Annotated in this window: 20 protein-coding genes and 1 riboswitch; of the genes, 10 read left to right on the forward strand and 10 right to left on the reverse strand. The window is 64.0% G+C overall.

Annotation, left to right across the window (positions count from 1 at the left end; genetic code table 11):
• Nucleotides 1–131: 131 nt before the first annotated feature.
• Nucleotides 132–1,787 carry a GMC oxidoreductase gene (locus tag P0M12_RS27410; protein ID WP_082920699.1) on the forward strand — a complete coding sequence of 552 codons (1,656 nt, stop codon included), beginning with the start codon at nucleotides 132–134 and terminating at the stop codon, nucleotides 1,785–1,787.
• Nucleotides 1,788–1,826: 39 nt separating this feature from the next.
• Here P0M12_RS27410 and P0M12_RS27415 read toward each other — a convergent pair whose 3' ends face one another.
• Nucleotides 1,827–5,447, reverse strand: coding sequence for a cobaltochelatase subunit CobN (locus P0M12_RS27415; RefSeq protein ID WP_277377125.1), 3,621 nt, complete (start codon nucleotides 5,445–5,447; stop codon nucleotides 1,827–1,829).
• Nucleotides 5,448–5,510: 63 nt separating this feature from the next.
• Nucleotides 5,511–5,596: riboswitch (cobalamin riboswitch) on the reverse strand.
• Between the two features lie 74 nt (nucleotides 5,597–5,670).
• On the opposite strand from P0M12_RS27415, the gene cobG reads away from it, so the two are divergent.
• From cobG to P0M12_RS27455, 8 genes are all read left to right on the forward strand, one after another.
• Nucleotides 5,671–6,813, forward strand: coding sequence for a precorrin-3B synthase (gene cobG, locus P0M12_RS27420; protein WP_210377135.1), 1,143 nt, complete (start codon nucleotides 5,671–5,673; stop codon nucleotides 6,811–6,813).
• Between the two features lie 19 nt (nucleotides 6,814–6,832).
• Nucleotides 6,833–7,459 carry a precorrin-8X methylmutase gene (locus P0M12_RS27425; RefSeq protein ID WP_007729839.1) on the forward strand — a complete coding sequence of 209 codons (627 nt, stop codon included), beginning with the start codon at nucleotides 6,833–6,835 and terminating at the stop codon, nucleotides 7,457–7,459.
• Nucleotides 7,456–8,943, forward strand: a complete 1,488-nt coding sequence (cobJ, locus tag P0M12_RS27430) for a precorrin-3B C(17)-methyltransferase (protein ID WP_030536355.1) — start codon at nucleotides 7,456–7,458, stop codon at nucleotides 8,941–8,943. Before P0M12_RS27425 ends, cobJ begins: the two co-directional genes overlap by 4 nt.
• A 26-nt stretch (nucleotides 8,944–8,969) precedes the next feature.
• Entirely contained in the window at nucleotides 8,970–9,329 is a 360-nt protein-coding gene (locus tag P0M12_RS27435; protein ID WP_076948440.1) for an HNH endonuclease signature motif containing protein, read from the forward strand.
• Nucleotides 9,326–9,730, forward strand: coding sequence for a hypothetical protein (locus P0M12_RS27440; RefSeq protein ID WP_277377127.1), 405 nt, complete (start codon nucleotides 9,326–9,328; stop codon nucleotides 9,728–9,730). Before P0M12_RS27435 ends, P0M12_RS27440 begins: the two co-directional genes overlap by 4 nt.
• Complete coding sequence (locus P0M12_RS27445) at nucleotides 9,727–9,888, forward strand: hypothetical protein (RefSeq protein ID WP_277377945.1); 162 nt, start codon at nucleotides 9,727–9,729, stop codon at nucleotides 9,886–9,888. Before P0M12_RS27440 ends, P0M12_RS27445 begins: the two co-directional genes overlap by 4 nt.
• Complete coding sequence (locus P0M12_RS27450) at nucleotides 9,885–9,965, forward strand: hypothetical protein (protein ID WP_277377939.1); 81 nt, start codon at nucleotides 9,885–9,887, stop codon at nucleotides 9,963–9,965. The genes P0M12_RS27445 and P0M12_RS27450 overlap by 4 nt, the downstream gene beginning before the upstream one ends.
• A gap of 77 nt (nucleotides 9,966–10,042) precedes the next feature.
• A complete protein-coding gene (locus P0M12_RS27455) occupies nucleotides 10,043–10,633 on the forward strand; it encodes a dihydrofolate reductase family protein (protein WP_007729844.1) in 591 nt (196 codons plus the stop codon).
• Between the two features lie 446 nt (nucleotides 10,634–11,079).
• Here P0M12_RS27455 and P0M12_RS27460 read toward each other — a convergent pair whose 3' ends face one another.
• Complete coding sequence (locus P0M12_RS27460; protein WP_277377128.1) at nucleotides 11,080–11,862, reverse strand: alpha/beta hydrolase; 783 nt, start codon at nucleotides 11,860–11,862, stop codon at nucleotides 11,080–11,082.
• Between the two features lie 274 nt (nucleotides 11,863–12,136).
• On the opposite strand from P0M12_RS27460, the gene ccsB reads away from it, so the two are divergent.
• Nucleotides 12,137–13,096 (forward strand): c-type cytochrome biogenesis protein CcsB, encoded by a 960-nt coding sequence (gene ccsB, locus P0M12_RS27465; protein WP_277377129.1) that lies wholly within the window; start codon nucleotides 12,137–12,139, stop codon nucleotides 13,094–13,096.
• A 13-nt stretch (nucleotides 13,097–13,109) separates the two neighbouring features.
• Here ccsB and P0M12_RS27470 read toward each other — a convergent pair whose 3' ends face one another.
• From P0M12_RS27470 to P0M12_RS27505, 8 genes are all read right to left on the reverse strand, one after another.
• Nucleotides 13,110–13,625 (reverse strand): DUF1990 domain-containing protein, encoded by a 516-nt coding sequence (locus tag P0M12_RS27470; RefSeq protein ID WP_003945015.1) that lies wholly within the window; start codon nucleotides 13,623–13,625, stop codon nucleotides 13,110–13,112.
• Nucleotides 13,625–13,984 carry a VOC family protein gene (locus P0M12_RS27475; RefSeq protein WP_277377130.1) on the reverse strand — a complete coding sequence of 120 codons (360 nt, stop codon included), beginning with the start codon at nucleotides 13,982–13,984 and terminating at the stop codon, nucleotides 13,625–13,627. The genes P0M12_RS27470 and P0M12_RS27475 overlap by 1 nt, the downstream gene beginning before the upstream one ends.
• A gap of 10 nt (nucleotides 13,985–13,994) precedes the next feature.
• Entirely contained in the window at nucleotides 13,995–14,636 is a 642-nt protein-coding gene (locus P0M12_RS27480) for a ScbR family autoregulator-binding transcription factor (protein WP_019748499.1), read from the reverse strand.
• A 159-nt stretch (nucleotides 14,637–14,795) separates the two neighbouring features.
• Entirely contained in the window at nucleotides 14,796–15,716 is a 921-nt protein-coding gene (locus P0M12_RS27485; RefSeq protein WP_277377131.1) for a HAMP domain-containing protein, read from the reverse strand.
• Between the two features lie 145 nt (nucleotides 15,717–15,861).
• On the reverse strand, nucleotides 15,862–16,635 hold the full coding sequence (locus P0M12_RS27490) for a cobalt-precorrin-6A reductase (RefSeq protein WP_037126390.1): 774 nt from the start codon (nucleotides 16,633–16,635) through the stop codon (nucleotides 15,862–15,864).
• On the reverse strand, nucleotides 16,632–17,381 hold the full coding sequence (gene cobM, locus P0M12_RS27495; protein WP_003944967.1) for a precorrin-4 C(11)-methyltransferase: 750 nt from the start codon (nucleotides 17,379–17,381) through the stop codon (nucleotides 16,632–16,634). The genes P0M12_RS27490 and cobM overlap by 4 nt, the downstream gene beginning before the upstream one ends.
• Entirely contained in the window at nucleotides 17,378–18,661 is a 1,284-nt protein-coding gene (gene cbiE / locus P0M12_RS27500) for a precorrin-6y C5,15-methyltransferase (decarboxylating) subunit CbiE (protein WP_277377132.1), read from the reverse strand. The genes cobM and cbiE overlap by 4 nt, the downstream gene beginning before the upstream one ends.
• On the reverse strand, nucleotides 18,658–19,419 hold the full coding sequence (locus P0M12_RS27505) for an SDR family NAD(P)-dependent oxidoreductase (RefSeq protein WP_277377133.1): 762 nt from the start codon (nucleotides 19,417–19,419) through the stop codon (nucleotides 18,658–18,660). The genes cbiE and P0M12_RS27505 overlap by 4 nt, the downstream gene beginning before the upstream one ends.
• Between the last annotated feature and the right edge of the window lie 13 nt (nucleotides 19,420–19,432).

The following is a 19,432-nucleotide window of genomic DNA, read 5'->3' on the forward strand; positions in this document are numbered from 1 at the left end:
TACCACCCGGGAAGTGCCACTTATGCACGTTTTATCCGGTTCTTCTTGACGTCGGACACGCCGTTTCGTCCCCGAACTCCATCTCGAGTTATTCTGAGGCAAACCGTCGAACTGGGGAGTCGAACTTACACATGCAGCGCCGTGACATGCAGCGTCGTGACTTTTTCAAAGCCGCCGGGGCGGGGGCAGCAGTTGCCGCCGCGACACCGCTCATCTCGACGTCGACCAGCCACGCCACCCCCGCACCACTGCGGGCGCTCCCGATGGGTGCTGATCACTACCGCGCGCTCGTCCCCGAGTTGTTCGCACCCTCTCCTACTCCCCCGGAGCATTCCGAAGCCATCGTCATCGGGTCCGGATTCGGCGCAAGCGCCACCGCCCTCAGACTGGCGCAGAGCGGCACCCAGATCACCATCCTCGAACGCGGACTTCGGTGGCCCCACGATCCGCAACGGGAGATTCACACCTCCGACATGCTGGCCGACGGCCGCGGAGTCTTCCGGCGAACATCGTTCACCAACCTCACCGGACTCCCCGTGGCGTGCGACTACTTCAGCGGCGTCCTCGATGCCACCGACTACGAACACATCTCGGTATGGCGCGGCGCTGCAGTCGGCGGTGGTTCCATCATCTTCACCGGCGTGATGATCGCGCCCGAGCGCCGATTCTTCGACGCAGTCTTCGGCAACTCCCTCGACTACGACGAGATGGCGTCCACCTGGTACCCCAAAGTGCGCCAGATGCTGCGTCTGAGCCCGTTGCCCGAAGACATTTACCAAACCCCGAACTTCGGTCACTCGCGTCGTTGGGATCAGGACGCTCGTCGTGCCGGATTCGATCCGCAGCGGATCGACGGGATCTGGAACTGGGACGTGGTGCGCTCAGAACTCGACGGCCGAACCCGAGCCTCGGCCACTGTCGGTGACAGCAACATGGGTAACTCCAACGGCGCGAAGTTCGACCTCACACAGAACTACATTCCTGCCGCCGAAGCCACCGGACGAGCCACCGTCTGTTACGGACATCAGGTGCTCGCGATCAGTCGCGAACGTGATGGACGCTACGTCGTCGACGTCGAATCGACGGATCCGACGGGTGGCGTTCTGGCCCGGAAGACTCTTACCTGTGACCGTTTGTTCCTCGGCGCCGGTTCGATCGGCACGTCCGAACTGTTGGTACGCGCCCAGGCGACGGGCGCGCTGCCCAACCTCAACGAACACGTCGGTAAGGGCTGGGGAACGAACGGCGACGCCGGGATGGTGCGCTCGTTCGGCTTCAGTGACGGCACTGCGCAAGCCTCACCGTCGGCATCACGCATCGTCGACGAGTCGGGAATGCCACTCTCCCTGGAAAATTGGTACGTCCCCGGCCTACCCGTCAACATCGGCATGCTCGGAACATTGGGGATGACCCTCGACTCGCAGCGCGCCGACTTCGCCTACGACGGCGGCTCCGATCGGGTGGTGCTGAACTGGCCGAAGAACGGCAACGACGCCACCGTCGAGGCACTACGCGCCGTCCAGAACAAGATGGCCTTCGCCGGCACCACGCTGCCGTCGGCATTGCCGTTCGCGAAGGACGTCAATTCCTCGTTCACCGCGCATCCCCTAGGCGGTGCGGTTCTGGGCAAGGCCACCGACGGTTACGGGCGAGTCAAGGGCTACGACGGCCTGTACGTGATGGACGGCGCCGCTATTCCGGGCAGCACCGGCACCGTCAACCCGTCACTGACCATCACTGCTCTGGCGGAGCGGAACATCGCTCAGATCATCAAGTCCGGACGCTGACTCACTTCAGCGCCCGGATCTGCCGGTGATGCTCGAGGTCTACTCCCCCTCGAGCTCGCCTTCGGTTTCGAGGTACACCTGACGCAAGCCGTCGAGCGTCTTCTGCTCGGGGTGCTCCCACATGTTGCGCTCGGCGGCTTCGAGGAGCCGCTCGGCGATTCCGTGTAGTGCCCACGGGTTGGATTGCGTCATGAACTTCTGGTTCTGCTCGTCCAGAACGTAGGTCTCGGCGAGCTTTTCGTACATCCAGTCCGCGACCACGTTGGTGGTGGCGTCGTACCCGAAGAGGTAGTCGACCGTGGCTGCCATCTCGAAGGCACCCTTGTACCCGTGACGGCGCATCGCGTCGAGCCAGCGGGGATTGACCACGCGCGCCCGGAAGACACGTGCGGTCTCTTCCGAAAGTGTGCGTGTGCGAACCGATTCCGGTCGAGTGCTGTCGCCGATATATGCCTCGGGCGACTTTCCGGTCAGCGCGCGCACGGTGGCAACCATGCCGCCGTGGTACTGGAAGTAGTCGTCCGAATCGGCGATGTCGTGCTCACGCGTGTCGGTGTTCTTGGCCGCCACGTTGATTCGACGGTAAGCACTGCGCATGTCGTCAGCTGCCGGCATTCCGTCGAGCCCACGGCCGTACGCGAAGCCGCCCCAGTTGGTGTACACCTCGGCGAGGTCGTCGTCACCGCGCCAGGTCTTGGAGTCGATGAGTTGCAGCAGGCCGGCGCCGTAGGTTCCGGGCTTCGAACCGAAGATGCGGGTGGTCGCACGCCTGGCATCGCCGTGCTCGGCAAGGTCGGCCTGCGCGTGGGCGCGCACGTAGTTCTGCTCGTCCGTCTCGTCCAATGCGGCGACCAACTGAACAGCGTCGTCGAGCAGTGCGAGCACGTGCGGGAACGCATCACGGAAGAATCCGGAGATGCGGACGGTGACGTCGATGCGCGGGCGGCCGAGCTCGTCGAGATCGATGACCTCGAGGTTGACAACGCGTCGGCTTGCTTCGTCCCAGACAGGGCGAACACCGAGGAGCGCGAACACTTCGGCGATGTCGTCGCCGGAGGTACGCATGGCGGCGGTACCCCACACGGACAGACCCACCGAGCGCGGGTACTCGCCGTGATCGGCGAGATATCGAGCGGCGAGCGACTCGGCCATCGCCTGACCGGTCTCCCACGCCAGTCGTGAGGGAACTGCCTTGGGATCGACGGAGTAGAAGTTACGACCGGTGGGAAGCACGTTGATCAGGCCGCGCAGCGGTGACCCACTCGGGCCGGCGGCGATGAAGCCGCCGTCGAGCGCGTGCAGGACCTGCTTGATCTCGTTGTTCGTCTGTCGGAGGCGTGGAACCACTTCGGTGGCCGCGAACTGAAGGATCTTCACGACGGTCTCGTCGTCGCTGAGTTGTTCTGCCGCAGCGGGGTTCCAGTCGGCGTCGTACATGCCGCGAACCAGACCGTGCGCCTTTTCCTCGACGTCGTCGACACGGTTGCGGGACTCGTCGCCGTCTTCGCTGAGCCCGAGAGCTTCGCGCAGACCAGGGACGCTCTGTTCGCCGCCCCACATCTGACGGGCACGGAGCATGGCCAGGACCAGTTCGATTTCGGCGTCGCCCTCGGGTGCGCGGCCGAGAATGTGCAGACCGTCGCGGATCTGGACGTCCTTGATCTCACACAGCCAACCGTCGACGTGCAGGAGCATGTCGTCGAACACGTCTTCTTCGGGACGCTCCGCGAGGCCGAGGTCGTGGTCCATCTTGGCCGCCCGCATCAGCGTCCAGATCTGCTGGCGAATGGCCGGCAGCTTGGACGGGTCCAGTGCGGAGATGTTGGAGTGCTCGTCGAGCAGTTGCTCGAGACGGGAGATGTCGCCGTAGCTTTCGGCGCGGGCCATCGGCGGGATCAGGTGATCGACGAGAGTCGCGTGGGCGCGACGCTTTGCCTGTGTTCCTTCACCCGGGTCGTTGACGAGGAACGGGTAGATCAGCGGCAGGTCGCCCAGGGCCGCGTCGGTGCCGCAGTTGCTCGACATGCCGAGTGTCTTGCCGGGCAACCATTCGAGGTTTCCGTGCTTGCCGAGGTGCACAACGGCGTCGGCGCCGAATCCGCCGTTGTCCGGTGTTGCAGCGATCCAGCGGTAGGCCGCGAGGTAGTGGTGGCTCGGCGGCAGATCCGGGTCGTGGTAGATCGCGACGGGCTTTTCACCGAATCCCCGCGGCGGCTGGACCATGAGGACGATGTTGTTGAATCGCAGTGCCGCGATGACGATTTCGCCGTCGGGATCCTGCGAGCGGTCGACGTACAGCTCTCCGGGCGCTGCGCCCCAGTGCTCTTCGACACCGCTGCGCAGTTCCTCGGGCAGGGTGGCGAACCATTCGCGGTACTTCGCTGCCGAGATGCGGATCGGATTGCCCTCGAGCTGCTCGGCAGTGAGCCAGTCGGGATCCTGTCCGCCGGCCGCGATCAGGGCATGGATCAGCGCGTCGCCGTCCTTCGCCGCCAGGCCGGGAACTGCGTCCGGACCGTCGACCGGACCGAGATCGTAACCGGCAGAACGCATTTCGGTGAGCAGGTCGATTGCGCTCGCCGGAGTATCGAGACCGACGGCGTTGCCGATGCGGGCGTGCTTGGTCGGGTACGCCGAGAGCATCAGAGCAACGCGACGCTCGGTGGTGGGAATGTGGCGCAGCTTGCCGTGACGGACCGCGATCCCGGCGACACGGGCAGCGCGCTCGACGTCGGGGACGTACGTGGACAGTCCGTCGGAGTCGATTTCCTTGAAGGAGAACGGGACGGTAATGATGCGGCCGTCGAATTCCGGCACCGCGACCTGGGTCGCGACGTCGAGAGGCGACAGTCCGTCGTCGTTCTCGTCCCAGGTGGCGCGGCTACTGGTCAGGCACAGGCCCTGCAGGATGGGGACGTCGAGCGCAGCGAGTGCGGCGACATCCCAGGCTTCGTCGTCGCCACCGGCGGACGCGGTCGCGGGCTTCGTGCCACCGGCAGCAAGAACTGTCACGACCATGGCGTCGGCGCGGCGGAGCGTGCTCAGAAGTTCGGCTTCTGCGGTTCGCAGAGATGCGCAGTAGATCGGCAGCGCGGTGCCACCGGCCTCGGCGACCGCGTCGCACAACGCCTGGATGTACCGGGTGTTTCCGGCCAAATGCTGGGCGCGGTAGTACAGAACTGCGATGACCGGACCGCTCGCCGAGTCGAGATCGGGCGCGAAATCAGCGATGCCCCAGGAAGGCAGGTGGGCCGGCGGTTCGAACCCGTGGCCGGTGAGCAGGACGGTGTCGGACAGGAAGTGGTGCAGCTGTGCCAGATTCTGTGCGCCACCCTCGGCCAGGTAGTTGTGAGCCTCGGCAGCGACACCGGCGGAAACCGTCGAGCACTCCATGAGGTCGGCGTCCGGCGCGTGCTCGCCGCCGAGAACGACTACAGGGAGTCCGGAGGCGAGGACCATGTCCAGGCCGTCTTCCCAGCTGCGACGGCTACCGAGGATACGAACGATCACGAGGTCGACGCCGTCGAGCAAGGGCGGCAAGTCCTCCGAGACCAGCAAGCGTGAGGGGTTGGCCCAGCGATAGGAGACGCCGTCGCCGGCTTCCTGGCTGGCGCGGGCGCTCAGCAGATCGGTGTCGGACGTGGAGAGCAGAAGAATCACGGGTGAAGCCTTCCTGGGGTTTCGCGCCCCGTGGCACAGATCTGTCATCGACGGCGGTTGAGGGTCTGACTCGTGTTTCCGAGCGGAAACACGTCCCGCTCGAGCAACACTCACAGTGGCGCGACCGCACCGGACTCTCACCGGTTTCCTCAACTGCCGTCACTGGTGGTGGTGATGCTACCGGTCCGCAGAAGGCACTCATGACAGGTCGTACCCTGGAGCCATGCCCACGGACCGTTCACAGCCAGACGCGTGCCCGGGTGCACTGCAAGTTCACCACGCCGCCGACGGCGCACTGGCACGCGTGCGCCTACCCGGCGGACTCCTCACCCCGGTCCAATTGCAGACGCTCGCCGACGCAGCGCGCGATCTCGGCAACGGGCAGATGGAACTCACCTCGAGGGGCAACGTACAACTGCGCTCGGTCTCGGACCCCGAAGCCTTCGCGGCGCGTATCGCTTCGGCCGGTCTGCTGCCGTCCGCGACGCACGAACGAGTGCGCAACATCCTCGCGTCCCCACTGTCCGGCCGTATCGGGGGCGTCGCCGACATTCGTGAACTGGTCCACCGTCTCGATTCGGCGATCCAAGCGGATCAAGCATTGGCAGATCTGCCAGGGCGAACCCTGTTCACCCTCGACGACGGGCGCGGAGACATCACCGGGCTACGGGGCGATTTCGGACTCCATGCGCGCAGCGCCACCGAGCATTCACTGGTGCTCGCCGGTCACCGCACCACTCATCGTGTACAGGCGGACGACGCCGTCGAATTGCTCCTCGCGGCGGCTCGTTCATTCCTCGACGTCCGCGACAAGCACTGGCGCCTGGCCGAGGTTCCGGACGGAATCGAACGCACCCTCGAGCAGCTGGGTCTGAGCGCCGAGTCCACCGTTGCGGCGGACCTCACGCCGGATGCACGGCCCACTATCGGCTGGCTCGAGCAGCGCGACGGGACCGTAGCTCTGGGCGGCGGCCTGCGATTCGGGCTGCTCGACGCTCGGCTGGCCGAGTTCCTCGCCGCCGTCGACAAGCCCGTCGTCGTGACGCCGTGGCGATCGGTGCATATCTTCGACCTCGACGAATGGGCAGCCGAGCAGGTAGTCCGGGTGCTGGCACCCATGGGGTTGATCTTCGACGAGAACTCACCGTGGCTCGAGGTCACCGCCTGCACCGGAAGTCCGGGATGCGAGAAGTCGCTCGCCGATGTGCGCACCGACGCGATCACCGCCGTCGAGCAGGCAGAACTTCCCGTTGTCGGGCGCCAGCACTGGGCCGGGTGCGACCGCAGTTGTGGACGTCCCCGCGGGGACGTAGCGGATGTGATTGCGACGGGCGACGGTTACCGGGTGAATCCGGCCGATCGGTGATGCCTCTATCGTGTGGCACATGATCGAGTACATCCGTGACGGCGCGGAAATCTATCGCCAGTCCTTTGCCACCATTCGGGCCGAAGCCGACCTGAGCCGTTTCCCGGCGGATGTCTCGCAAGCTGTAGTGCGCATGATTCATGCAAGTGGCCAGGTCGATCTCGTCGACGACGTCGCCTTCACACCCGGTGTCGTCTCGGCTGCGCGCGCAGCTCTGCGCGACGGCGCGCCGATTTTCTGCGACGCCCAGATGGTGGCTGCCGGCATCACGCGCAAGCGTCTGCCCGCCGGCAACGACGTCATCTGCACCCTCGGCGATCCGCGGGTTCCCGTGCTGGCGTCGACCATCGACAACACTCGCTCGGCGGCTGCTCTCGAACTGTGGGGAGCCAAGCTCGAGGGCGCTGTTGTCGCGATCGGAAACGCACCCACCGCACTGTTCCATCTCCTGAACCTCATCGAAGCCGGCGCACCCCGTCCGGCCGCCATCGTCGGAGGTCCGGTCGGCTTCATCGGCGCTGCCGAGTCGAAGGAAGCCCTCATCGAACACGCCAGCGGGATCGATCATCTCGTTCTCCGCGGCCGACGCGGCGGCAGCGCGATCACCGCCGCCGTCGTCAATGCGATTGCGAGCGAAGTCGAATGAGTGCAGGCAAGCTCTGGGGTGTCGGTATCGGCCCCGGCGATCCCGAATTGGTGACCGTCAAGGCCGCCCGCGTCATCGGCGAGGCCGATGTGGTTGCGTTCCACTCCGCGCGGCACGGCAAGAGCATCTCCCGCGGAGTTGCAGCGCCGTACATGCGCGAAGGACAGATCGAAGAACACCTCGTCTACCCCGTGACCACCGAGACCGTTGATCATCCCGGCGGATACCAGGGCGCGATGGACGAGTTCTACGAAGCAGCTGCCGAACGGCTGGCAGTTCACCTCGCGGCCGGTCGAACCGTCGCGTTGCTCGCCGCCGGCGATCCGCTCTTCTACAGCTCCTACATGCACATGCACAAGAGACTGGCCGATCGCTTCGACGCCGAAGTGATTCCCGGCGTCACCTCCGTCAGCGCGGCATCTGCTGCACTCGGAAAGCCGCTGGTCGAGGGTGAAGAGATCCTCACGATCCTGCCCGGAACGTTGCCGCAGGCCGAGCTGACCAGGCGGCTCAAGGAAACCGACGCCGCGGCCATCCTCAAGCTCGGACGTACCTTCCCACCGGTCCTCCAATCGCTCGAGGATTCCGGTCGCCTCGGCGAGGCCCACTACGTCGAGCGCGCGAGCACCACACGTCAACGCGTCGAATCCGCTGCCGAGGTCGACCCGGACGGAGTTCCGTACTTTTCGATCGCCATCGTTCCGAGCCCGTCGAACAACCCTCGACCTGCGACCGAGTCTCGCGGCGAGGTGGTCGTGGTCGGACTCGGGCCGGGCGACACCGCCTGGACCACACCCGAAGTGGCGCATGAGCTTTCGTTGGCAACCGACCTCGTCGGCTACGGCCCGTACGTCGATCGCGTGCCGACGCGTCCGGGCCAGCGTCGCCATTCCAGCGACAACCGCGTCGAAGCGGAACGCGCCGCGATGGCGTTGGACCTGGCGAAGAACGGCGCCCGTGTAGCTGTCGTCTCGTCGGGAGATCCCGGCGTATTCGCCATGGCTGCAGCAGTTCTCGAAGTTGCCGCCGAAGACCAGTGGCGCGGCGTGCCGGTCCGCATCCTTCCCGGCATGACGGCGGCAAACGCTGTCGCCAGTCGCGTCGGTGCTCCCCTCGGGCACGACTACGCGGTGCTCTCGTTGTCTGATCGCCTCAAGCCGTGGGATGTCGTCGCGCGCCGTATCTCGGCAGTTGCAGCCGCGGACATGGCGTTTGCGGTCTACAACCCGGCGTCGAAGTCCCGGACGTGGCAGGTCCAAGCCATGAAGGACCTCGTGCTCGAGCACCGCTCCCCCGAGACTCCCGTCGTCATCGGCCGCGATGTTGCCGGTGCCGAGGAATCAGTTCGCGTCGTGACCCTCGGCGAGCTCGAGCCTTCCGAGATCGACATGCGGACGCTGCTCATCGTCGGTTCGTCGATGACAACCGTCGTCGAAACCGGTTCGGGCCGTCAGGTGTTCACCCCGCGGCGCTACCCGGAGTGAACGCCGCACGGCGATAGCATGGCGTCATGCCCGTCAACCGGACCCGGAAAGCAAGATACGCGCGTAAACGGAAACGCCGGATGGATTTGGTGGAGCACGATCTGTCCGTCGAGCAGTGGTCCGCGCTCAAAGCGGCCTGGGGTGGCTGCGCGTACTGCGGCGAGTCGGACGAGTCGCCGCAACGTGACTGCGTGCTGGCGATCTCCCGCGGTGGGCGCTACACACTCGACAACATCGCACCGGCGTGCCGCTCGTGCAATGCAAGCAAATGCAACAGCGAGGTCACTCTCTGGTTGCGGCGCAAGGGGTATGACGAGAAGGCCTTCCTCCTGCGACACGCGGAGATAGGGATCGAGATGAGGGCGCAGTTCTCGGAGCAGTCGTGACGACCCCACACGAGTTTCGCCCGATCCTCGACGAGTTGATGGAGTTCGAACCTCTGTTTCACCGAACTCGAGTAGCGATGTCACGAGACGAGTTCGATGCGGTCGTCGACCCGCAGTTCCGGGAGATCGGAGCCTCCGGCGCTCGATACACCCGCGACTACGTGCAGTCGGTAGTTGAGCGCCGACGCCTCCGCGGCGAGGTGAACGACGCCGCCGAACTCGGGTGGACGGCTGACCGGCCAGCGCTGAGCCGGATTGCGCCTGACACGTATCTGGTGACGTACCGGCTGGCGCAAGCGCAACGAGTTACCGAGCGATCATCCATCTGGCGGTTCACCGAGAATCGATGGAGGGTGTTGTTTCATCAAGGCACAGTCGTCGAAAGTGGTCTGGAAGCGTGAACGAATCGACCCCCAACCCCACCATTCCGCTTTGGATGGACATCACCTTCACCGTCTTCGTTCTTGCCTGGATCTTCATCACGATTAGCGCGCTCGTGGCGATCGTGCGACCGATTTCGACCGCTTGGGGAGCAAATTCTGGTGGTCGGCACTGGTGATCGCGGTGCCTGTACTCGGTGCGCTCGTCTGGTTACTGTTCGGTCGACCCCCGCGTGACTCCAGGTCCCGAACCTGATCTACACCGACGGCCCGGCAGTAGTCTGAGTACGGTCCGGTGCTGTCACTCTGCGCGTATCAGGGGAGAACAACGAGATGAGACCACTTCGATACTCGATCAACGTCACCCTCGACGGCTGCTGCCATCACGAGGCGGGGCTTCCACCCGACGAGGAGTCGATGCGCTACTGGACCGCTCAGATGGAACGAGCCGATGCTTTGCTGTTCGGCCGGGTGACCTACGAGATGATGGAGTCGGCGTGGCGGCGGCCCGCAACGGGGGCGTGGCCTGACTGGATGGACGAGTGGGAGATCCCGTTCGCCGAGGCAATGGACCGGGCTAAGAAGTACGTCGTGTCGAGCACGCTGAGCGGGGTCGATTGGAATGCCGAACTCGTGCAAGGCGACTTGGGGTCAGCGATTCAACGGCTCAAGGAGCAGCCCGGCGAAGGTCTGTGGGTTGGCGGCGTGACACTCCCCCTGGCATTGGCAGACCTGGGACTGATCGACGAGTACGAGTTCGTTGTGCAACCGGTCCTTGCCGGACACGGACCGACGTTGCTCGCCGGTCTGCGCAAGCGCATCCAGCTTGAGCTCGTCGACCGCCACGAGTTCCAGTCGGGTGCAGTCGCCGTGCGATATCGGCCCACTCAAATACCGCCCCCGGGTCAGGTATCGGACGGGTAGTCGACGCATGGCTGGACATGGGCGGTTGAAAGACATGTCGTCGCCTCAGGTCGGACACGAGAAAGTTTCCAGTCTTGTTCGATGTTCGGTATTGACCGGACACTCGGCACAGCACGAGCATTAGCCACCGAAGTCTCCGGACAACCCTCGACGAGATCGAAGCATCGAACTGGATCACGAACAAGTTCTTTCCGCCCGGCGGACCGTAAGGACATATGTCGCCATCGAGCGCCTCAGCAAAAATGGCCAAGCTGGACGGGCTACTAGCGAGCGAAGGATCGAAATCGCCACCATCGCGAGCGCCACAAAAATGATCATCTGAAAAGCTTCGGTCAAATCGATGCAGGATTCGGTGACGCCACTACTTCGGGTCTTGCTGAGAAACGAAACCTGGTCGAGATCGTATCGGCGTCCGACACAGGCCGGACGCCGATACGTGTTTCACGTCAGCTCATGGGAGCGCCGGCGCTCCCGCCGAGGTGGCGGGCGAAGAACCGAGCCGAACTGTCGCGCTCGTAGTCGGGCACCGGATAGTGCCTGCCCGAGTAGGCGTGCAGCGTCTTCTCCGTCGAGCCGAAGGCATCGAACAACGCTACCCCTGACGTGCGGTCGTAATCCTTGTCGTCCCAAGGGATCCGGTACTCGACTGGGGCCGTGAGCTTTCGTGCCGCTTCGATGAGGGAGTCGTCCACAAAAACTCCACCGAAGCTCACGGCAGCGATCCTGGATTCGACCGGGGCCAACATCAGCCCGGTCACGACCCCTAGCGACACGCCGCCGAAGCCGATCGGAGCGTCGGCGTCGACGTCGGGCAGCGTTTGCAGAGCGTCGATGGTCGCCTGCCATTCCGGCACTGCACGCTCCGCCAGCGATCGGTTGTACTCGACGACGATCGGGGCGATCGGCTCGTGGGCCGCCCTAGCCTGGTGGATCGCCTCGACCCACTGTTCGTCCTGTGTGTTCCGCGGCCGGTCACCGTGTCCGGGCGCGTCGATCGCGGCGACTGTGAACCCGTGGGAGCTCACGCTGTGGAGTGCGCTGGCAACCAGTCCCGGCGCCTTCTTGTGCATGCCGCCGGAGTGCCCGGACAGCAGAAGGGGTGATTCGACAGATCCGGACGCGAGTGACCAGAGCACGCCGGTGATGTCGTCTACAACGAAATGGCGTTCGATGACACCGTTCGACGTTGTCTCGGAAGTGAATTCGATGGTCGGAGAATTGGATTGCATGGTGTTACCTTTCGGGATTGCCTACTCGAGGCGCTCCCGGCGACACCTACGTCAATCGCCGATCCGTGAACACGAGTGGGAGCACCCATATGGTTACTGCGTTCATGGGTCTCACCTCCTGGCGTGTTGTCACGGTCTCGCACAAGCTATCAACCCGAACCGAAGCTCGTCCAATCATTTTCCGGACCACTGATCCGACAGACGGCCCTGCCGGTTCTACGATCGTGTGTAGTAGATTCCAAATGACAACCAACCGGTCGTTATGAGGAGCCTGATGTCGGTCGATCCAGTTCTCGCGCAGTACAGCGACTACGCCTTCGCGTCGTCTTTCGCGATTTACGTTCTCGCCCTGGTTCTTTCCGTCGTCGACTTCTCCAGCGCACCCCTCTCTGCCACAGTGCGACCGGCACTCGCACATGCCGGAAGTGCATCGAATCCTGCATTGCCCGGCCGGATAGCATTGCTGCCGAATCGAACCCGCGCCCATCGTGCGGGTCGCGCTGCCATGTCTCTCATCGTCGTCGCCCTGGTCCTCACCGTCACCGCGCTTGCACTTCGCGGCATCTCGACGCACCGATGGCCTCTCGGAAACCTCTACGAGTACGCGCTTTTCCTCAGCGCTGCATTGGTGGCATGCTGGCTGGTCATTCTGCGGCGGTACCCGATTCGATCGTTGACCATCTTCGTTCTGTCACCCACCGTGGTGCTTCTATTCGTCGCCGCCGCAAGCATGTATGCCGAGGCAGCGCCGGTCGTACCCGCTCTTCGTTCGTACTGGATCGGCGTGCACGTCACGATCATCGTCGCCGCCTCCGGCATCCTTACGTTCGCAAGTGCGGTCAGCGCACTTTTCATGATTGCCGAGGTGGGCCCGCAGTCGAAGAAACGCGCGTTGCGTTGGATTGCGGCACGACTGCCGTCATCCGAATTGCTTGACCGCGTGGCCTACCGAACAACGGTCGTCGGGTTCCCGTTGTCCAGCATCGGGGTGATCTGCGGGGCGATCTGGGCGGAGGCCGCGTGGGGACGTTTCTGGGGCTGGGACCCCAAGGAGACGGTCTCGTTCATCTCCTGGGTTCTCTATGCCGCGTACCTCCATGCGCGCGCTACCGCCGGGTTGAAGAACATGCGTGCGGCATGGATCAATGTTGCTGCGCTCGCCACCATGCTTTTCAACATGTTTGCGATCAACTACGTCGTGTCGGGATTGCATTCGTACGCTGGATTGAATTGACACCTAAAACGGGTCATACCCGCGATCGGGCGACGCTCTCGCGGACGGCACGGATGTAGCGGCGCGTGACAAACGCCTGTACTCGACGTCCGATCGGAGCACCGAGACGCACCCACCACGTTCCGGGCTTGGAGAACGCCACGATCTCGATGCGAACCTCATTGCTGCTCTCGTCGAACTGGACGACAAACAATTCCTCCCCGCATTCGGGGTGGCCCGCGCGGGTTCCGTACGCGAAGCCCTTGCGAGTGGGTTCGTCTACGACATAGACGATCCGAACGGGGATAGTTACCGGACCGAGTCCGAAGGTCGCATCTTGACCCGCCACGGCGGTCGGGGCTGCCGTCCGTACGGCCAGTCCGGCTCCGCGGTGCATTCCCCAATTCGCGACGGTTCGAGCGGCAACCTCGAAATCCTCCCGTCCGGATCCGACCGTCGCGCTCTCGTGAACGTGGTGATAGCCGGCGGGGAGAACGCCTGACGTTGCGCCCACCTCGAGGTACGTCAGCCCGCCCGGGCGGGACGCCATCATCGCTCGCGTCGGTGGCTGAGGATGTTGATCACGTGGCCGTCGGGGTCGGAAGCGAAGAACCTGCGGACCCCCCACGGCTCCTCGGTGACGGGATAGACGATGGTGTCGCCGCGCTGCACCGCGGCCTCGTACGCCGCGTCGAGATCATCCACCTCGACGGAGACGTCCGGTACTACGGGCGCATGAGCGTCGTGTGTCATGACGCTGATCTGCAATGACGGATCCGTCGGCGAAGCCAACGTCACGATCCACCCGTGATCCATGACAACTTCGAGGCCCAGCACTTCGGTGTAGAAGCGCTGCGCGGCCTCGAGCGAACTACTCGACAGATCCGAAACTATCCGCGTGACGGCCATGTCCCGCAGGTTACGCCGCCGCCGGAGTCCACCGCGACTTGACGAGGCGCTCGATGTCACCGGAAAGTTCGTCGCTGACGATCCCCGGAAGCAGGATCTGCCACATCTCGTCGACACGATCCGGAAGATCCGAGCGTCGGGTGAGAACGTTCGAAACCAGCTGTACCCCCGTGAATGCCGAGGGCATGAACCTGCCGAACGATTCTGCGCTGACCGATTTTCGGATTTCACCTTCCGCCTGAGCTCTGGCGGTGAGATCGGTGATTGCCGAGATCCATTCGGCGTACGGTTCCACCGGCCCCTCGTACGTGCTCAGTTCCAGCGTGAGGCGAATGCCCGCGCGAACTATCGGCTCGTCGACAATCTGGCGTGCCATTTCGTGCGTGAGCATGATCATCTGTTCCAACGGGTCCTTGCCCGTCGCGGAAATCGCCTGCACCGACTCGATCGAGAGCCGATGCTGTTCGGCAATGATGAATTGCGCGAGCTCGTCCTTCGACGCGAAATGGAAATACAACGCGCCCTTGGTAGTACCGGCCCCCGAGACTATGTCGGCCATGCTGGTGCTGCCGTAACCAGTCTTCTCGAACTGCGCGGCCGCGCCGGCAACGATTTGCTGCCGAGTCAGCTCGGCGCGTGCTTGCTTGACCACTGAATCCCTCTCGTCCTCCAAAGGCCCCCGCCCAGCAAACCCCACGGTTCGCGCCACACTCCAGCTATACCCAAAAACTTCACAATTGCCCCACATTACCAGCGCTCCTTCCATTGCTTCAATTACGAATGCAACAAAGTCGCTGGTCAGACGTCCGATTTAGAGGGAATCTCCTCTCCCCAACGTGCTTTCGTCAACCCGCGCACGGTCCACCAACTCTCCGACGAGGAGCGTCAACTCCATCATCTGGTCGGTGATTTCCTCACGCAACTGCGTTGCATCCGCCTCGGAAATCGCGCCGGACTTGGTATCGAAAGACATCAACAACTCGATATTGGTGCGAAGTGCAGTCAAAGGAGCCAGAAGGTCCTGGCCCGCTTCGGTGATCAGACTTCTCTGGCGTGCCCGCGATTCCGACAACGTCCCGAGCATCCGATTGAAACTGACTGTCAACGACGCCAACTCGTCGTCACCGGTCACCGGGATCGGCGCAAGATCATCCGTTTCGGCGACCCGCCGCGTCGCCGCAGTAAGTCGCGCGATCGGCCGTAATCCTGTGCGTGCCACAGCATCTCCGGCCGCGTAAGCTAGGGCGATTCCGGCCGCCCCGAGTGCCGCTAACACCACTGCCAGTCGCTTGAGTACTGAACGCGTCGGCCCCAGGGATTGCGCGACAACCAAAGTCTGGCCCGCAACCGAGGGCTCGACAAGAATTCGATACGCATCGACGGTTGCGATTGTCTGCGACGAATTGCCGTCTGCGATCGACCTGATGGCGTCTGCGCTGGTGCTGAACGGCGGCAGACCGGGAGTCGCCGTCACCAAGGCGCCGTCGGCAGTGAGAAGCCCCACCGCCTGGATGACCGCTGTATCCGCGCCGGCCGTCAATCCCAGAACCGGTGTGTCACCGCCGAAATTGACGGTGTCGGTGATCGCGTCACTCGTGCGCTCGAGTTGCCGATCGACGTTGCCTTGCAAATACGCGTTGAACACTATGTACACCGCCGACGCCGACACGATCACCGCGATCGCCACCAGGCCTGCAGTCAGCAATTTCACGCGAGCATGGAGCGTCCGCACGTGAATTCCCGATGGTTTTCGACGGCTCATTCCGGGAACCGACACTCTCATGCGCGGTCCCGCAGTGCGGCGTCGAAAAATTCCAACATCCCTCCAGTATGGTCACGGAACCTTAGACGAACCTGAAGCGAACGCGATGTCGGCCTCACAGCGCCGTTCCACGACCGAAAGCCGTGAGCCAGTCCATCGCCTCGGCTTCGGTATCGAATGCCGGGACGGTCGCCGGGATCGGTGGTCGTTCGACGACGATCACCGGGATCGACAATTGCCTGGCTGCGGCGATCTTTGCGTACGTCTGCTCGCCGCCACTGTTCTTGGTGATCACGACGTCGATGCTGTGAGTTCGCATCAGATCGACTTCCGCTTCGATGTCGAATGGACCACGTGCGAGCAGCAATTGCGAGTGAGGCGGCAATGTCCCTGAAGGCGGATCGATCGAGCGGACGAGAAACGAGACGCTCTTCACGCGGTCGAACGCCGAAACTCCTTGCCTCCCGATCGTCAGAAAAGCGCGTGAGCCGACCGTCGGCACCAACTCTGCGGCGTGATCGAGATCGTGTGCCGGAAGCCAAGTGTCACCGAGTTGCTCGCGCCAGGGCGGGCGTCGGTACATGGCGTACGGCACGGAATTCGCAAGGCACGCTTCGAACGCATTCTGGGTGATGCGAGCGGCAAACGGATGCGTGGCGTCGAGCACTGCACGAATATCATTGGCCGACAACCACTCCGACAGCCCTTCGGCTCCCCCGAACCCGCCGATACGCACTTCCCCCTCCGGCCATCGAGGATCACGAACCCGGCCGGCCAGCGATGTGACAACCTCGAGGTCGGCTGAACCGGCCAAGCGAGAAGCGATCACTCGACCTTCGCCTGTACCGCCGAGCAGGAGTACGCGGCGACGAGTACCTGTCGAGGTCAGTGTGTGCTTCTCTCGCGCGCTGCCGAGTAGAGGTAGCTGTCCGGAAACCCCTCCGCAGTCAACACTCGGCCGACGATCACGACGGCCGTCTTCGTGATGCCGGCCGCATGAACAAGTTCGACGATCGTCTTCAAAGTGCCTCGAACAACGATCTCCTCGGGCCGTGAGGCGAAGGCGACCACCGCGACCGGGCAGTCCTCGCCGTAATTGTCGGCCAACTCGGATGCGATCTGTTCGATGCGATGAGCGCCGAGGTGAATCACCATCGTCGCGCCGCTGCGGCCGAGGGACCGCAGATCCTCGCCCTCCGGCATCGCCGTCGACAAGGTGGAGACTCGGGTGAGAACAATGGTCTGCGAGACGCCTGGGACAGTCAGCTCGCGCCCCAGCGCGGCTGCAGCCGCGGTAAATGCAGGAACACCGGGAATCATGTCGAAATCGACTCCTGCGGCGTCCAGGCGACGAGCTTGCTCTGCCACTGCACTGAAGATCGACGGATCACCGGAATGCAAACGCGCGACGTCCAGCCCAGCGGAATCCGCTTCGACAAGAATCGCGGTGATCTCGTCCAGGCTCAGCCGAGCAGTGTCCACGACCTGAGCTCCGACCGGGCACCACTCGAGCAACTCCGCTGGAACAAGGCTGCCTGCGTACAAGCACACAGGGCTCGCAGCGATGATCCGTTGCGCGCGGACAGTGATCAAATCTGCCGCACCGGGACCCGCACCGATGAAATGAACGGTCATTGTGTGGATTCCTCCGGCGTATCTGTGTCTGCGCCTGCAGACGGCTGACGTTTTGTGACGGACCATTGGACCACCGGAAGTTGCGGTCGCCAAACGTTGAACGTTCCCAACGGCTCGGCGCGCTGCACCTGAAAGCGTCGCAGCGTCCCACCATGGCGACTCATCCAGCCGAGCAGCAACGATTCGGACTCGGCGGTCACGGCGTTCGCGACCAGACGACCACCCACGCTCAACTGCTCCCAGCACGCTTCGAGCATTCCCGGTTGCGTGACGCCGCCGCCGACGAACACCGCATCGGGACGTCGAGTTTCGTCCGCAAACGCCTCCGGCGCGGCCCCTTTCACGTTCAACGCGGGCACGCCGAGATTGAGTGCATTGGCACCGATCTGCGACACGCGGCTCGCCACCTTCTCGAATGTTGTTGCAGTGCAACGTGGGTGAGTTCGCATCCACTCGATGGCGACGGTTCCCGACCCACCGCCCACGTCCCAGAGGTGTTCTCCCGGCGCCGGGGCAAGCGCGCACAACGTCAACGCACGGATCTCCTGCTTGGTCATCTGACCGTCGCCGACAAACGCAGCATCCGGTAGCCCCGGGATTCGAGTCAGCCGCAAGAGAGGATCGGCCGCGATGCACTCGACGGCCAGAACGTTCAACGCGTCCACGTCCTCGTCCGCGTGATCCCACTCGTCTGCGACCGTGACGGTCCGCGATTCCCCGGCCCCGCCCAGCTGGGCCAGCACGGTCACGATCGATCGACCGAAGCCCGCGCCGGACAACAGACGTGCCACCTCCCCCGGTGTCGAGCGCCCGTTGCTCAACACCAGCAGTCGCGCACCGTCAGTCACGGAAGCCAATACTGTCGCCGAGTCTCGGTTGACCAGGCTCACGACGTCGATCTCGGCCGATGCCCATCCCATTCGCGCGCTCGCCAACGCCGCCGACGACGGGTGGGAGATCACTCGCACGTTGTCCGCGCCGAGCAGCCTGACCAATGTGACACCGAGACCGTGGAACATCGGGTCACCGCTGGCGAGCACGCATACTCTGCGGTCCGCGTTCTCGGCGAACATCGACGGCAACGCCGGAACCATCGGAGACGGCCAGGTCAGCCTGGTGGGCGCACGCCGTGCCCCGAGATGTGTCGCCGGGACCAAGTCCAATTGGCGCGGCGACCCCATCAGGACCTCCGCGCCCAGGATTGCGCCCTTTGCGCTCTCGGACAGCCCATCCCAGCCGTCGGCGCCGATACCGACGATCACCACCGGGTGTGTGGTCATCGCGGCATCCGGCGCCAGATCGTCTGAGGCAGAAGCCGCATGACGAAGAACACCGGCTGCAGAATTCGCGGTACCCACACACGCGTCGCCCCGGAGTTCAGTCCCCGCACGACGGCGTCCGCGACCTGCGACGGAGTGCTCGACATAGGGGCAGGCGACATACCCTCGGTCATTTTGCCGATGACGAACCCGGGCCGTACCAGCATCAATTGGACGCCCGAACCGTGCAGCGCGTCGCCGAGACCGCTGGCAAAACCGTCCAAGCCGGCCTTTGCGCTCCCGTAGACGTAGTTGGCGCGGCGAACCCGGACGCCGGCGACGGACGAGAACACCACGATCTTTCCGGTTCCCTGTCGGCGCATGATCTCCGCGAGGTGCGTGAGGATGCTGATCTGCGCCACGTAGTCGGTGTGCACCACCGCGACCGCATGCGCCGCGTCGGTTTCGGCACGCGCCTGATCGCCGAGAATTCCGAAGGCCAGCACTGCAACCGAAATCCGACCGTGCTCGGCGACTACGGCGCCCAGGAGGTCTCCGTGCGTGTCGACGGCGTCGGCGTCGAACTCGACGGTGGAGACGTCGACAGCGCCGGCGTTTTTGAGCATCTGCTCCTGCTCCGACAGCTCTCCGCTGCGTCTGGCAGCCAGAACGATGTTGCGGCCCGGCGCGAGCCTGACCGCGATCTCGAGGCCGATCTCACTTCGTCCGCCGAGGAGCAGTACCGTCTCGATGTCATTCACGTTCGCACCCGCAGTCACCGCTCCAGTGTCC

The organism is Rhodococcus sp. RCBS9 (genome assembly GCF_029457415.1).
GTDB classification, from domain to species: Bacteria; Actinomycetota; Actinomycetes; order Mycobacteriales; family Mycobacteriaceae; genus Rhodococcus_F; species Rhodococcus_F qingshengii.

Excerpts from the sequence above, each read along its gene's own strand:
- cobJ (WP_030536355.1), top strand. The coding sequence starts at position 7,456 with ATGAGTGCAGGCAAGCTCTGGGGTGTCGGTATCGGCCCCGGCGATCCC.
- P0M12_RS27455 (WP_007729844.1), top strand. The coding sequence starts at position 10,043 with ATGAGACCACTTCGATACTCGATCAACGTCACCCTCGACGGCTGCTGC.
- P0M12_RS27425 (WP_007729839.1), top strand. The coding sequence starts at position 6,833 with ATGATCGAGTACATCCGTGACGGCGCGGAAATCTATCGCCAGTCCTTT.
- cbiE (WP_277377132.1), bottom strand. The coding sequence starts at position 18,661 with ATGACCACACACCCGGTGGTGATCGTCGGTATCGGCGCCGACGGCTGG.
- P0M12_RS27475 (WP_277377130.1), bottom strand. The coding sequence starts at position 13,984 with ATGGCCGTCACGCGGATAGTTTCGGATCTGTCGAGTAGTTCGCTCGAG.
- P0M12_RS27460 (WP_277377128.1), bottom strand. The coding sequence starts at position 11,862 with ATGCAATCCAATTCTCCGACCATCGAATTCACTTCCGAGACAACGTCG.
- cobM (WP_003944967.1), bottom strand. The coding sequence starts at position 17,381 with ATGACCGTTCATTTCATCGGTGCGGGTCCCGGTGCGGCAGATTTGATC.
- P0M12_RS27410 (WP_082920699.1), top strand. The coding sequence starts at position 132 with ATGCAGCGCCGTGACATGCAGCGTCGTGACTTTTTCAAAGCCGCCGGG.
- P0M12_RS27470 (WP_003945015.1), bottom strand. The coding sequence starts at position 13,625 with ATGGCGTCCCGCCCGGGCGGGCTGACGTACCTCGAGGTGGGCGCAACG.
- cobG (WP_210377135.1), top strand. The coding sequence starts at position 5,671 with ATGCCCACGGACCGTTCACAGCCAGACGCGTGCCCGGGTGCACTGCAA.
- ccsB (WP_277377129.1), top strand. The coding sequence starts at position 12,137 with ATGTCGGTCGATCCAGTTCTCGCGCAGTACAGCGACTACGCCTTCGCG.
- P0M12_RS27435 (WP_076948440.1), top strand. The coding sequence starts at position 8,970 with ATGCCCGTCAACCGGACCCGGAAAGCAAGATACGCGCGTAAACGGAAA.